Below are 15,020 nucleotides of genomic sequence, written 5' to 3'. Positions count from 1 at the left end.
TATGCCGCTCGGGCATACAACCTTTTTATTTCGTATATCGATACACAATTGATTCATATGGTCTTAAGTTAAGTTTTGCAATATCCTTGCTGGCATCTTTATAATTCGACAGTAGTACTTCTTGTTTCATTCCATCTAACTGAACGTGCGCTGGTACTGAATACGTTATTTCTTCTCCATAGAAGTTATTTATAACAAGTAGTACTTCACTTTCTGTAGTACGAGTATATGCCCAAATTTTAGAATCATTTTTATCCAAAATAGCATATTCTCCTTCTGTAATTACATCATACGTTTTTCTAAGCTCTATTAACTTTTTATAATGATAAAATACGGACTCTTTATCTTCTAATGCCTTCTCTACGTTTATTTCTTTAAAATTTTCAGCCGCTGAAATCCAAGGTGTACTTGTTGTAAAACCACTGTTCATCTCTTCATTCCACTGCATCGGAGTGCGAGAGTTGTCACGAGATTTTTGCTTTAAAATCCCTATAATCTCTTCTTTTGATAGCCCTTCTTTTAGCTTTATATCGTATATATTTAACGATTCTACATCACGATATTGCTCGATGGACTCAAATTTAGGATTCGTCATACCGATTTCTTCCCCTTGATAAATATAAGGCGTTCCTTGCAGCATGTGCATGGCTGTCGCTAACATTTTTGCAGATTCGTTTCGGTACTTTCCATCATCACCAAAGCGTGACACGATGCGAGGCTGGTCATGATTACACCAAAATAACGCATTCCATCCTCCGCCCTTTTGCATTTCAATTTGCCAGTTAGACATAATCTCTTTTAATTTAATAAAATCAAACTCTGCTTTCGTCCACTTATCACCATTCGGATAATCTACTTTTAAATGATGGAAACTAAACGTCATGCTTAATTCATTACGCTCAGGATTAGAATATTTAATACAATTATCAATTGTCGTAGATGACATTTCTCCAACTGTAATGACATCTTTTCCTGCAAAAACATTTCGGTTCATCTCTTGTAAATATTCATGAACACGCGGACCATCTGTATAATACTTGCGTCCATCACTTGTCGCAGTACTACCTTCATCGTTTAAGAAGCATTGGTCTTTTGAAATTAAGTTAATGACATCTAATCGAAATCCTGTTACCCCTTTATCCAGCCAAAAACGCATCATATCATATACTTCTTCACGAAGTTTTTCATTTTCCCAATTTAAATCAGCTTGTGTTTCATCAAATAAATGTAAATAATATTGCTCCGTCTTCTCATCATATTTCCAAGCAGATCCACCAAACTTAGACTGCCAATTATTTTTTTCATCACGCCAAATATAGTAATTACGATATGGACTATTTTTATCTTCCTTCGCTTCTTTAAACCACTTATGTTCAGTCGAACTATGATTTACAACAATATCCAGCATAATCTCAATGTTACGTACTTTCGCTTCTTCTAAAAGTTCTTCAAACTCTTCCATCGTTCCGTAAGATGGATCAATGCTATAATAATCACTTACATCATATCCATTATCATTTTGTGGTGATTGGTATATCGGTGTTAACCATATATAATCCACTCCGAGTTCTTTTAAATAATCTAGTTTCTCTGTAACACCTTTTATATCCCCGGTTTCTCTATTGTAATAACTATTAAAGCTCTTCGGATAAATTTGATAGACTACACTTTTATGCCAATCCTTCATGTTTAACTTCCTCCTACTTCTGTTTCACTCTTTTTGCAAATAACCATGTTAAAGTAAATGGGAGTACAACTGCAATAATCATTCCTACAATAAACATTGGAATCGATTTCGGAATGATAGAAATAAATGCTGGCAATCCGCCAATTCCGATAGCAGGTGCTAATACACCATTTAATGTAATGAATATCGCTGCCACAGCAGACCCTATAATCGCTGCATAGAACGGGAACTTATTTCGTAAATTCACACCAAACATCGCTGGTTCTGTAATACCGAAGTATGCTGAAATGGCTGATGTTGATGCCATACTTTTATCATTTTGATTTTTAGAAATCCAGAACATCGCAAGTGCCGCACTACCTTGCGCAATGTTAGAAAGAGCAATCATCGGCCAAATAAATGTACCGCCATGTTGTGCAATCAATTGTAAATCAATTGCAATAAACATATGATGCATACCTGTAATTACGAGCGGTGCATATAACGCTCCAAATAATACTGCTCCAACTACTGGTACTGTTTCATATACACCTACTAATCCTCCTGTTAATAAATCTCCAATATGACGTGTAACCGGACCGATAATTCCTAACGCTAACACACCTGTCACAACGATTGTTGTAATTGGTACAACTAGTAATTGAATTGCATTTGGTACATGTTTCTTTAAGAAAATTTCCACTTTACTTAATACAAATGCTGCTACTAAAACAGGTAAAATTTGTCCTTGATATCCTACCTTCTCAATTTGGAACAGTCCTAAAATATTGAAGTACTCAATCTTTTGACCCTCTAAACCAGTCGCTGCTTTTCCATAGTCCCAAGCGTTTAATAAGGCCGGGTGCACAAGCATTAATCCCATAACAATCCCTAGTATTGGACTACCACCAAAACGCTTCGTTGCTGACCAACCGACAAGTGCTGGTAAGAATACGAATGCTGTATTGGCCATCATATTAATTAAATCCCAAAGCCCGCCTAAGTTCGGATAAACATCTAATAAATTTTTCCCATCAAAAAATAAGTCCTTTGCGCCTAATAGATTGTTAATACCCATTAGTAAACCAGCTGTTACGATCGCTGGTAATATCGGCATAAATACATCCGAAAATATTTTTACAAACTTTTGAGCTGGATTTAACTTCTGATTTCCAGAGTCTTTTACGTCAGCTACAGTCGATTCTTTCATACCTGCAAGCGTTATCAATTCAGCGTAAACACGATCTACATCCCCTGGACCAATTACAACTTGAAATATACCAGCGTTATGAAACGCTCCTTTCACTAATGAAACAGACTGTAATTTATCATTATCTATTTTACTTTCATCTTTTAAAGCGATACGGAGCCTCGTGACACAATGTGCAGCTTGTTCAATATTGTCTTTCCCACCAATATACTGCAACACTTCCTCTGCTGTTTTACGATAGTCTTTCCCCATATTCCCGTCCCTCTTTTCTTTTTTTGATACCGTTTACAATTACATATTAACTCGTATATATAAGTTAGTCAACACTCATATATACGAGTTTGTGTTTTTTTTTATAAAAAAAGAGATGAAACAATATTTTGTTCCACCTCTTTACTTCCTGCGTGCCACATCCGAAAAGTGAAAAATATCTAAACGGTGGCGTGATTCTGTATATTCAAACTGACTTCCATCATACAAATGTGTAAAGTTTTTCACAACGACAACATAGTCTGTTCCATTTAAATCTAAATACTTTCTGTCATCCTCTGTACATGGCTGTACTTCAATTACCCTCTGCGAATAACTAATATGTAGCCCAAGCTCTTTCTCGATGTATTTATAAATCGATGCAGTTGCAATTTCTTTCGTTAATCCTGGAATAAACTCAGATACAAAATGATTTATATCTAAAATTACTTTTTCTCCATCAATATTTCGTACACGTTTAATATGATCAATCTCTGTTTTTTCTTTTACATTTAATAATTTTGCAATTTCTTTTGTGGCTTTTTCTTTGTCCATTTCCACAACTTCCGTAATACAATGACGTCCCAAACGTTCATTTTCTTCTTGGAAACTTACAATACCGCCAAAATTAAATTCAATATTTTTTCGCTTTAAAACAAAAACACCTTTTCCATGAATTTTTTGCACATATCCACGCTCTTGCAGTAAATCTACAGCTTTTCTCACCGTGCCTCGGCTTGCCTCATACTGCTTCATTAATTCTGTTTCTGATGGGATTTTGCATCCCTCTTTTAATTGTTTATTATCAATAGATTTACTGATTTCTGTATAAATTTGTTCATACTTACTCATCATCTACAATAGCCCCTTGTCACCTTCTAATTCTATATGTATTATAACATGCTTCACTCTTCTGCCAATCTCTCACTTATTTTCCAGTACAAGAAAAATATAGGTAAATATTTAATCTTTAAAACGTATTTTTATAAAAATTTTTATATTTTTCTTTTCATTCAAAAAAACATGTAGTATACTAACTTCAAAATCAGAGGAGAAAGGGAGCAAAGAACTATGCTTACTTATACAACAACTGTAGTTACATTTGCACAAAAACATCATCATCATACGTAACCCTTGAAACCTAGCGGAAAAATTACGCGTAGGTACAAGGGTTATTCCCGTTGTACCTACGCTTTGGCAAAAGAGCCATGTAGGTATTTTTTTATCTACATGGCTCTTTTTTTATTGTCAAAAAGCTAGTAAAAAATGATGTTTAAGCAAAACTTACTACAAAGGAGTTAACAAAAATGGAAACGAAAAAATGGGGATTATGGGTTTTAACAGCATTTGTTATCGGGAATATGGTTGGCGGTGGCGTATTTATGCTTCCAGCAAATTTAGCACAAGTATCAGGTCCAATGGGTTCTACACTCGCATGGAGTATTACAGGCCTTGGCGTATTTATGATTGCACTTGTATTTGGAAATTTAGCGATTCGTAAACCAGAATTAAAAGCTGGACCACAAAGCTATGCTCAAGCGATGTTTCCTTCAAAAAAAGCTGGTAAAGTTGCAGGATATAGTATGGCATGGGGATATTGGGCTGCTAACTGGGCTGCAACAGCATCTGTTATTATTTCCTTTGCTGGATATTTATCAACATTCTTTCCAGTTTTACAAAGTAAGCAAATTCTTTTTTCAATAAATGGATTTTCACTGGAGCTCGGAAAAGGATTAACTTTCCTCGTATGTAGCCTTATGCTATGGGGAATTCAATATATTCTTTCGCAAAATATTGATCGAGCTGGAAATATGAATCTACTTGCTACTATTGCAAAAATTATCGGATTTACAATGTTTATTGTAATTACATTGTTCATTTTCAACGCCTCTAATTTCGGAGACGGTCAAACCTTTATGAATGAAGCAGGACAATCAATCTCATTAGGTGGCCAAATCAATTCAGCTGCTATTGCAACACTCTGGGCATTTATCGGTATTGAATCAGCAGTTATGCTTTCTAATCGTGCAAAATCACAGCGCGATGTAAAAAAAGCTACGATTTTCGGATTAATTATCGCTCTTCTTATTTACATGTCAATTACTTTACTTACAATGGGAGCTCTTCCGCAAGATGCTTTAAAAGAGTCTCAAAAACCGTTAGTAGACGCATTAAATTTAGCAATTGGAAATAAAGGTGCATATATAATGGCTTTACTCGCTCTTATATCTTTATTTGGATCTACAGTTGGCTGGATTGTTGTTAGTTCAGAAGTACCTTACCAGGCAGCAAAAAATGGACTTTTCCCTAAGTTTTTCGGGAAAACAAATAAAAAAGGTAGTCCTTCAAAATCACTATTGATTACAAATATAATGACGCAAATTTTCTTATTTTCAACGATTTCTGGTACTGTTTCAGAAGCGTATAGTTTCGCTATCGTCGTAGCAACATTAGCCTATTTAATTCCATACCTTGTTTCTACCTTGTACCAATTAAAATTAGTTATTACAGGAGAAACGTATGATATACTGCCCGGATCTCGAGTAAAAGATGGAATCATTACGACATTAGCGTTGGTATACTCTATTTGGGTTATCAAAACGGGAACTGCTGATTTAAAAACATTCTTCTTAGGAATTGGATTGTTCGTATTAGGTCTTATTCTTTATCCAATACTAATGAAAGACTCACAAAAAACGGATTAAATAAAGAGAAGCTGCTGGCTTCTCTTTTTTATTAAAAATCTGTAATTAACTTTTCTTTTAGCTCTCCTACAGATAAAGGTTTCGCATAATAAAATCCCTGTACATAATCACAGCTCATTGATTGTAACAAACTCTCTTGCTCTACTGTTTCTACTCCTTCAGCAACTACTGCTAAATTTAAACTATGAGCAATTTCAATAACGGATTTTACAATCGTTCGTTCTGGTTGTGCGTGATCATAATGAAATTCACGAATAAAATTACGATCAATTTTTACAATATCCAGTGGTAGTTGTTTTAAATAATATAAGGAAGAATAGCCAGTTCCGAAATCATCCAAAGCAATTAAAACACCCATATTTCTTAATTCTTGTAATGTAGCAATAATATAATCAAAATGGCGGACTGCTATGCTTTCCGTTATTTCTAATATTAAACGGTTCGGAGGAAAACCAGTTCTCTTTAAAATGCTACGTACAGAGAAAATAAAACGTTTCTGCATTAATTGTTGTATAGATAAATTCACTGATAACTTTAGTCCTTCTTGATAATTGGGCAATGTTTTAAACAATCGGCACGATTTTTCTAATACCCAGTCTCCTAGCTTTATAATAAGTCCAGACTCTTCAGCTACCGGGATAAATTCGTTTGGTGAAATAGGTCCGTCTTCTGTCATACAGCGTACTAGAGCTTCTATACCAGAATATCTCTTCGTTTTCAAATCAATAATAGGCTGCAATACTACATCTAACTCTTCATCACGAATTGCCTTTTGCAAAGCAAACTCAACTTTCATTCTACGATTTATTTTCGCGCGTAGCTCATCTGTAAAGAAACATGCAGCATTTCTCCCCTGTTCTTTTGCACTATACATAGCTAAGTCGGAGTTTTTCAATAATGTTTCCACGTCTTGTCCGTCTTGTGGATAAGAACAAAGTCCTAGACTAGCTGAAATATATACTTCATGGCCTTCAAGAATAAATGGTGCCTGGAAACATGACAACACAGATGTCGCTAACTGCCTCATATCATCTTGTCTATGATTTTTTGTTAACAGCACAAATTCGTCGCCACCTAGCCTAGCCAGAACATCTTTCTCTCCTAGTACATAATGCAACCTTGAAGCGACTTCGCTTAAAAGTAAGTCCCCTATCATATGACCTAACGTATCATTTACTAATTTAAAACGGTCCAAATCAAAGTAAATCATACCAAATTCTTTTTTATCTGCAATCAATTTATTAACGGTCGTTATTAATTGCAAACGGTTCGGCAAACTCGTTAAAGCATCATGATAGGCAAGTTCCCTATAACGACTTTCACTTAGCCGCAACCTCTGTTCCGCTTCTTTTCTACTACTAATATCATTTCGTATTGCGATAAACTGGTAAGGCTCTCCTTTTTCATTTAAAAATGGAACAATTGTTGTTTTGACCCAATAATATGTACCATCTTTTGCTCGATTCCGAATCTCACCTGTCCATACTTTCCCATTCAAAATACGTTTCCATAAGTTTTGAAAAAAGGTTTTCGGATGATGACCTGAATTTAAAATACGGTGATCTTTTCCAATTAATTCTTCTCTTTTGTATTTAGAGATTTCACAAAATTTATCATTTACATATGTAATAAGACCTTTTCGATCTGTAATTGCAACAATTGAAGACTCATCTAATGCTAACTTTAAATCTCGCAACGAAGAGTCATATAATGCATGACCTCTCTGTTCTAGCATGCGCATCTCTCCTTGCTTCTATCTGACTAAAACACAACCTGTTTCTCTTCATAGAAATAGAGATATTTCATTTTCTAATACTAGCCCTTTACATAAATTATCTTTTTAAATAAACCGATTAAAATAACATAATATTATTTGTAATAAAAAGCAATATTATACCGTTTCAATTATAACTGGTAGCTTCCCATATCTCTAATTACTTCGCGTCTTATTATACCGCAATCCTTTTAAGTAGCTCTATGCAAGCCTTGTTTCCAACTAATACCACTCATATCTGATTTCTTTGTTTTTAATAACGAAATAGAAATTAGATCATACTACATAACTATTCACAAATAATAATATGAAAATCTACATTAATGTGCATGTTTTTGAATTACAATAACAAAATATTAACATATTTCCACCTTAACTTTGGAATTATTTTATAAATAAATACTGTATTAAACTAAAAAAGAGGATAGCCTCTTTTTTAGTTTAATACGAATATGGTATTTGCTGATAACCTGGGTATGGCATTGGATACGTTACAGGGTATGGTGATGGATAAGCTACTGGATATGGAGCCGGATAATATCCTCCACTTGTTGCACCTGTTAATGCACCAGCTGTCAGTCCGCCTAACACTCCTCCTGCAAAGCTTCCAGGGAAAAATCCGCCTCCCCATGAACTACCACCACCCCAGCCCCATCCGCCTCCGTGATGATGATGGTGATCATAGTGATTGTGTCCTCCATGGTGATGATGTCCACCATGATTGTGTCCTCCATGATGATGATTTCGATAGTACAATCCATTATTTTCTATATAATTCATGTTTCTCCGCTCCTTTTCGATTTTTTCATTTTCATATGCGTTAAGAGTGGGATAAAAAATGGGATAGTACACTGTATGTAGGACAAATGCGGAAAGTATAGGTGAAATGTCTATATTTTGTAAAAAAAGCAAAACACCTTATAATAAAGATGTCATATTACATCTTCTATTTAAGAAGTCTATATTGAAAAAAGATTAGGGGAATTATATAGAAATGAAGAAGCCTATCGTTCAATTACTATTAATATTTACAATTGTATCTATCGTTCTGTTCCTATTAAATACATCGTATATTTCGTTATATACATTTGTCGGTGCTCTATGGTCCATCACAATTGTCGGAATTTCATTCGTTATTTTTATAGAAAATAGATCTCCACAAAGTACGTTAGCATGGTTTTTAGTATTAGCACTTCTTCCTATTATAGGTGTGCTTTTATACGCTATTTTCGGACGCAGCCGCTGGAGAAGAAAAAAACATCTCCATCGTTCAGAAGAACAAAGAAAATTATTCCGTGAAATATTAGAAGGAAGAAGACTAGAGTTATTACTCACAGTCCCACTAAATGAACGTTCCATACATTTAACAGAAGTCATACAAAAATTTGGAGGTGGTCCTGCCGCAGATAAAACAACTACAAAACTTTTAACAAACGGAGATCAAACATTTTCAGAAATTTTGCGAGCTATAGAGCAGGCAAAGCATCATATACATATTCAATACTACATTTATAAATCTGATGAAATTGGTACAAAAGTTCGAGATGCTTTAATACAAAAAGCAAATGATGGTGTTATTGTACGCTTCCTTTATGATGGCCTTGGAAGTAATACGTTACGACGACGATTTTTGCAACCTATGAAAGAAGCTGGGATTGAAATTGTAGAATTTGACCCTATTTTTTCAGCTTGGTTACTTGAAACTGTCAATTATCGTAACCATCGAAAAATTGTTATTGTAGATGGAAAAATTGGTTTTACCGGAGGACTCAATGTCGGTGATGAATATCTTGGCCGTTCCAAGAAATTTCCTGTTTGGCGTGATAGTCATTTAAAAATAGAAGGAAAAGCATTATATAAATTACAAGCAATCTTTCTAGAAGACTGGCTCTATGCCTCTAGTGGTTTAAATACTTATTCCTGGGATCAATTCATGAATAGACAATACTTCCCAGGTAAAGAGATTTCAAATGCAGAAGGTGCTGTTCAAATCGTAGCAAGCGGACCAAGCTCCGATGATAAAAGTATTCGTAATACATTATTAGCTGTTATGGGCTCTGCAAAAAAATCCATTTGGATCGCTACACCCTACTTTATTCCAGATCAAGAAACTTTAACATTATTACGCTTAAGTGCAATTGCCGGAATAGATGTACGGATTTTATATCCAGGTAAAAGTGATAGCATCATTAGTGATCAAGCATCTCAATCCTATTTCACTCCGCTTTTAAAAGCTGGTGCTTCTATTTACAGTTATAAAGATGGTTTTATGCATGCAAAAATTGTACTCGTTGATGATACAATTGCAACTATTGGAACAGCGAACATGGATGTACGTAGCTTTGAATTGAATTACGAAATTATTAGCGTGCTTTATGAATCAAAAACAGTTCACGACATTAAACGTGATTTTGAAGAAGATTTTAAACATTCAACTGAAATTAAATGGAACTCTTTCCAAAAAAGAAGTATAAAAAAACGCATATTGGAGTCTTTCATGAGGCTCATTTCTCCTTTACTGTAGGCAATCAACTTCATCTTGATTGCTTTTTCTTTTCCCTTTATCCTCCTTCCTTTTCTTTGCATACCATATTAAAACAAGTTATCATAAGATGTATTACTTTATGAAAATAATGTTAGGTGGGAAATACATGTTAGAACAATTTCATATACATGCTGATTTAAAACAACAGCTTTCTACGATTCATGAAAAGAATAAACAAGAAGCTGGTGAAAATGCACATTTAATCGGAACGAAAATATATAAAGCGTCTGATAATAGCATTATTGAAGATGCGATTACAGCACTTCTTCTTGGCAAGAATATTCTATTAAAAGGACCGACTGGTAGTGGTAAAACAGTACTAGCGGAAACTCTTTCTTCTTTATTCCAAAAACCAATGCATAGCATTAACTGCTCTGTCGACTTAGATGTAGAGGGTATTTTAGGATACAACACACTACAAACGAAAGATGGTGCATCTGAAGTTTCATTCGTTAACGGTCCTCTTATGAAAGCAATGAAGAACGGTCACTTCCTATATATTGACGAAATCAATATGGCAAAACCTGAAACGTTACCACTTCTTCACGGCGCATTAGATTACCGTAAAATGATTACAAACCCATTTACACAAGAGGTTGTATACGGTGATGACGAATACCGTGTAATTGCTGCGATTAACGAAGGTTACGTTGGAACAAGTGAACTAAATGAAGCGTTAAAAAACCGTTTCGTTATTATTGAAGTTCCTTACATTCAAGGTGATACATTAAAAGAACTATTATTAGCAGAATCAAAATTAAATGATGTTGCAACAATTGAAAAGTTTGTTGCATTTGCAAGCGACCTTATGCCTTTAGCTCGCGATGGACGTGTAAGTGAAGAAGCAGCAAGTATTCGTGGTATTATCGACGCATGTGATTTAGGTGTATATATTCCTGTTATGCGAGCGATTGAACGAAGCATAATTGCAAAACTTAATGATGAAACAGAACAAATGACTGTCCGTGAATTAGCAGAAAGTTATTTCTTTGAGGGATAATTTATGAGACAAATTTTTAGTGACAAAAAAATTGATGCGTCGCTGTTTCTACAAATGGAAAACTTAATGTATGCCCTTCTAAAAGAAGACGATGCCTATCTTGAATATGGCTATAAAGCATACTACGACGAAATTGAAAAGAAAGTTGTCATTAGTCACTTTTGGGATGATCGAAAAGAAGAAGATACAGTAATCGGATTAAAAAGCGAAGTGTTCTTAAAAGCACTTGGTAATAAACATTACTCGGACATGACTTTAATTCGTTCTTATGCGATTGAATTGCAAGAATCGCCCCTAAAAAAGTTTTTAACACAATTATTTGTTCTATTAGAAGATTTACGCGTTGAGGAAATCGTAAAGAACTTACGTCCTGGCACGAAGCATGTTTTTAAACGTCGAAAAGAAATGTACCGCAATTATTTCGGCTCTCAAAATGAAATAAACCGTGTTCGTAATTATCACGGTGATCGTCTATTTTGCCTATGCTATCTTTCATTAACTAGCGATAAATACGAAATGTTTAATAATGAATATTTTGAGCAAATTGAAGCGATTTTACATGAAACATTCCAAGCACGTAATACAGAAGATATTATGTATATCGTTGAGAAAATTCGCTATCGCTTAGAGGCGCTTCTTGAAAGCGATATGCTTAACAACTATTTCGGACATGCTCCACTTTACTTATCTGTCCTTGCAGACGAAAAGAACTGTCGCGTCGAAGATTTAGCAAATGATGATACTCAGCTTATAGATGACGATGAAAATAAAAACAAAATGGATGAAAGTTTCTCCACATGGCATCGTGAAAATAAAAATAACGAAAACGAGAACTTTTTACGCTTTGAATTAGAAAGCGGAACAAAAACTAATATGATGGGTGATACTGCCCGTGAATCAGAAGATGGCGACCAAGCACTTGGTTCTGTACAAGGTACTTCACAAAAAAGTACACAATCCAACTTTGATGGCGCTGATACAGAAGAAGCAAGGGCTTCACACGCTTCTAGCCAGCACGACGGTGCATACGGTAAGTATAATGTAGGTGCTTCTCATACATTTAAAGAAGCTCGCAAACCAAACTCAGATGAGAAAAAAGATTACCAAGCTATCAAATCAGTCGTCAATAAAGATGTAAAAGAATTAAAGAAAATTATCGAAAAAACAATTGAAAATAAAACGAATGCGAATAGTGATAAATATTACGGAAGACTTCGTAAGAAATTCCTTCGTATTTATACCGAAAAACAACCACGTATGTTTTATAAAAAAGGACAAGAGTCACAAGAACTCGATGTTGCATTCCAACTATTAGTTGACTGTTCTGGTTCTATGTATAACAAAATGGAAGAAACGAAGAAGAGTGTTGTACTATTTCATGAAGCTTTAAAGTCTTTAAAAATCCCGCACGCTATTAGCGGATTTTGGGAAGATGCCTCTAGCGCTAAACCTGAAGATAAGCCGAACGTTATCCATGAAGTTGTAAATTATAAAAACTCAACGTTGCCAAACGTTGGTCCAGAAATTATGCAACTTCGTGAAGAAGAAGATAACCGCGACGGATATATTATTCGTATCGTTTCTGAAAAACTTGCCAAAAGACCTGAGAAACATAAATTCTTACTAGTCTTCACAGACGGTGAGCCTTCTGCGCTAGACTATCAACAAGACGGAATTTTAGATACGCATGAAGCTGTTAAACTCGCGCGTAAAAGTGGTATGGAAGTAATCGGTATCTTCATCGAAGAAGGCGAAGCGAAAGAAGCAACTTATCAATTGATGAAAAACATTTATAACCATCACTTCTTAGTTGCAAATCATGCTGAAGATTTACGATTGAAGATTAAACCATTGCTGAAAAAACTATTACTGAAGACGATTGAATAGAAAATAGGAGCCTTGTGGCTCCTGTTTTTTCGTTCAATTACTTTGTTTCTGGTTGAAACTTGTATGGAATGGCTACTTCTAATAAAGATTCAAATCCTCCGTCATAGTATGGGAAACGCTCATTCGCAATTGTTCGATCTACCCACTCTATTGCAGAAATTTCACCTTCATCTTCCGCAATAAGTTCCCCTTTTACTACATTCGCTCGGAATGTAAAAAATAGTGCATGATTCCCTGATTCTTCAAAGAATTTTTCATTGATCGCAACAAGCCCCCCAGCCAATGCGGTTAAACCTGTCTCTTCTTTCACTTCTCTTATTAGTGCTTCCTCTAATATTTCACCTTTTTCCACAGCCCCACCTGGCAATGACCAAACGTTTTGTTCTACATTATGTACCATTAATATTTTATCTGTTTCTTCGTCATGTATTAGTGCGTATACGACATCAACTCTTTGCATAAGACTTCTCTCCTCCCAAAAATAATGAAGAGCCGATTCCTAAGAATCGACTCTTCCTATTAATTCATCACTAACTCAGCTGTGAGCTTTTTTTTTAACTTAGCCAGCATGTCAGTTGTCATTTTGTCTAAATCGTATTCTGCTTTAAAGCCCCACTCTTTCATTGCTGCAGTTGCGTCAATAGAGTTTGGCCAGCTATCAGCGATTGTTTGACGAGCTGAATCTACTGCATAATCCATTGTAAACGTCGGAATGTGTTTACGAATTGACGCTGCAATTTGCTCTGGCTCGAAGCTCATTGCTGTAATGTTAAATGCATTTCTATGCACTAGCTTACTTGGATCAGCTTCCATTAATGAAATGATCGCTTGTAAAGCATCAGGCATATACATCATGTCCATGTACGTTCCTTCAGCAATGTATGAGGTGTATGCACCTTTTTCAATCGCCTCATAATAAATTTCAACTGCATAATCAGTCGTTCCGCCTCCTGGAGGAGCTACGTAAGAAATTAAACCTGGGAAACGGACACCGCGCGTATCTACGCCAAATTTTTGATGATAATAATCACATAGTAATTCTCCTGCCACTTTGTTTACCCCATACATCGTAGTAGGACGCTGAATTGTATCTTGCGGTGTATTATCTTTTGGCGTCGATGGACCGAATGCACCGATAGAACTTGGCGTGAAGAACTTACAGTTTAATTCACGAGCTGCTTCTAATGCATTTACAAGTCCGCCCATATTTAAGTTCCATGCGAATAACGGATTTTTTTCTGCTGTTGCTGAAAGTAAAGCTGCTAAATGAATAATTGTATCTACTTCATTACGCTTTGCGATATCATGTAGTTTTTGTCCATCTGTTACATCTAACGTTTCAAATGGACCAGACGTTACTACTTCACTATCTGTTTCACGAATATCTGTTGCAATAACATTTGATGCGCCGTATACATCACGAAGTTTCATTACTAGTTCAGAACCAATTTGCCCTAAAGAACCGGTTACTAGAATTTTTTTCATTTTCCCCACTCCTCATTTGCAAGCTATTCAAAAGATGTCGTTACTTAAATGATGCCCATTTCTTTTCCTACTTTTTCATACTTAAGAATTGCTTCATCTAACATTTCTTTCGTATGAGCTGCTGTAGGCATATTACGAACGCGCCCTGTTCCTTTTGCTACAGTTGGGAACACGATAGATTTTGCGTATACCCCTTCTTCATTTAGACGTTTACTAAATTCTTGTGTTAATACTTCGTCCCCAATGATACAAGGTGTAATTGGCGTTTCACTTTCTCCAATGTTAAAGCCAAGTTCTTTTAATCCTTGTTTCAAGTAGCGGCCATTTTCCCATAAGCGATCGTGTAACTCTGTGCTTTCCATTAAGATTTCAATTGATCTCATGCAAGCTGCTGGCGCGACACGTTTCTCTATAAGCGTTTAGACGTGAAGTGAGAGTGTTGCTGAAATTTATCTTAAGCAACAATAACTAATATATCGAGAGTTGGAATGAAAATCGT

General features: G+C 35.4%; 11 protein-coding genes and 1 pseudogene. 4 read left to right on the top strand and 8 right to left on the bottom strand.

Annotated features, from left to right (window positions below):
- Positions 1-25: 25 nt before the first annotated feature.
- The 3 genes from treC to treR form a co-directional block, all read right to left on the bottom strand.
- Entirely contained in the window at positions 26-1,687 is a 1,662-nt protein-coding gene (gene treC, locus ACS2CR_RS11170; protein WP_053514417.1) for an alpha,alpha-phosphotrehalase, read from the bottom strand.
- Positions 1,688-1,700: 13 nt separating this feature from the next.
- A complete protein-coding gene (gene treP, locus ACS2CR_RS11165) occupies positions 1,701-3,128 on the bottom strand; it encodes a PTS system trehalose-specific EIIBC component (RefSeq protein WP_053514416.1) in 1,428 nt (475 codons plus the stop codon).
- A 141-nt stretch (positions 3,129-3,269) separates the two neighbouring features.
- A complete protein-coding gene (treR, locus tag ACS2CR_RS11160) occupies positions 3,270-3,980 on the bottom strand; it encodes a trehalose operon repressor (RefSeq protein WP_000987242.1) in 711 nt (236 codons plus the stop codon).
- 452 nt (positions 3,981-4,432) lie between these two features.
- On the opposite strand from treR, the gene ACS2CR_RS11155 reads away from it, so the two are divergent.
- On the top strand, positions 4,433-5,830 hold the full coding sequence (locus ACS2CR_RS11155) for an amino acid permease (protein WP_000448443.1): 1,398 nt from the start codon (positions 4,433-4,435) through the stop codon (positions 5,828-5,830).
- Positions 5,831-5,861: 31 nt separating this feature from the next.
- Here the strand turns inward: ACS2CR_RS11155 and ACS2CR_RS11150 are convergent, their stop codons facing one another.
- Both ACS2CR_RS11150 and ACS2CR_RS11145 read right to left on the bottom strand, forming a co-directional pair.
- A complete protein-coding gene (locus tag ACS2CR_RS11150; RefSeq protein ID WP_000893350.1) occupies positions 5,862-7,565 on the bottom strand; it encodes a putative bifunctional diguanylate cyclase/phosphodiesterase in 1,704 nt (567 codons plus the stop codon).
- A gap of 480 nt (positions 7,566-8,045) precedes the next feature.
- The gene (locus tag ACS2CR_RS11145) at positions 8,046-8,384 is read right to left on the bottom strand and encodes a hypothetical protein (RefSeq protein ID WP_001106403.1); all 339 of its coding nucleotides are present in this window, start codon (positions 8,382-8,384) and stop codon (positions 8,046-8,048) included.
- A gap of 214 nt (positions 8,385-8,598) precedes the next feature.
- Between ACS2CR_RS11145 and ACS2CR_RS11140 the strand changes: the two genes are divergently transcribed.
- The 3 genes from ACS2CR_RS11140 (at position 8,599) to ACS2CR_RS11130 (ending at position 13,036) form a co-directional block, all read left to right on the top strand.
- A complete protein-coding gene (locus ACS2CR_RS11140) occupies positions 8,599-10,128 on the top strand; it encodes a cardiolipin synthase (RefSeq protein WP_053514415.1) in 1,530 nt (509 codons plus the stop codon).
- Between the two features lie 127 nt (positions 10,129-10,255).
- Positions 10,256-11,149: an ATP-binding protein gene (locus ACS2CR_RS11135; RefSeq protein ID WP_000892973.1), complete on the top strand. Its 894-nt coding sequence runs from the start codon at positions 10,256-10,258 to the stop codon at positions 11,147-11,149.
- Positions 11,150-11,152: 3 nt separating this feature from the next.
- Complete coding sequence (locus ACS2CR_RS11130; protein WP_001248851.1) at positions 11,153-13,036, top strand: vWA domain-containing protein; 1,884 nt, start codon at positions 11,153-11,155, stop codon at positions 13,034-13,036.
- A gap of 37 nt (positions 13,037-13,073) precedes the next feature.
- On the opposite strand, the gene ACS2CR_RS11125 is transcribed toward ACS2CR_RS11130, so the two are convergent.
- The 3 genes and pseudogenes from ACS2CR_RS11125 to ACS2CR_RS11115 all read right to left on the bottom strand — a co-directional run.
- On the bottom strand, positions 13,074-13,496 hold the full coding sequence (locus tag ACS2CR_RS11125; protein ID WP_001189940.1) for an NUDIX hydrolase: 423 nt from the start codon (positions 13,494-13,496) through the stop codon (positions 13,074-13,076).
- Between the two features lie 59 nt (positions 13,497-13,555).
- A complete protein-coding gene (locus ACS2CR_RS11120) occupies positions 13,556-14,521 on the bottom strand; it encodes an L-threonine 3-dehydrogenase (protein ID WP_053514414.1) in 966 nt (321 codons plus the stop codon).
- A gap of 44 nt (positions 14,522-14,565) precedes the next feature.
- A pseudogene (locus ACS2CR_RS11115) lies at positions 14,566-14,913 on the bottom strand (aminotransferase class I/II-fold pyridoxal phosphate-dependent enzyme); the annotation flags it as partial.
- Positions 14,914-15,020: the final 107 nt, after the last annotated feature.

This window comes from Bacillus cereus group sp. BceL291 (genome assembly GCF_051776705.1).
In the GTDB taxonomy this organism is placed as follows: Bacteria; Bacillota; Bacilli; order Bacillales; family Bacillaceae_G; genus Bacillus_A; species Bacillus_A cereus.
The sequence above is the reverse complement of the archived record's forward strand: the minus strand, read 5'-3'. Positions and strand labels throughout refer to the sequence as shown.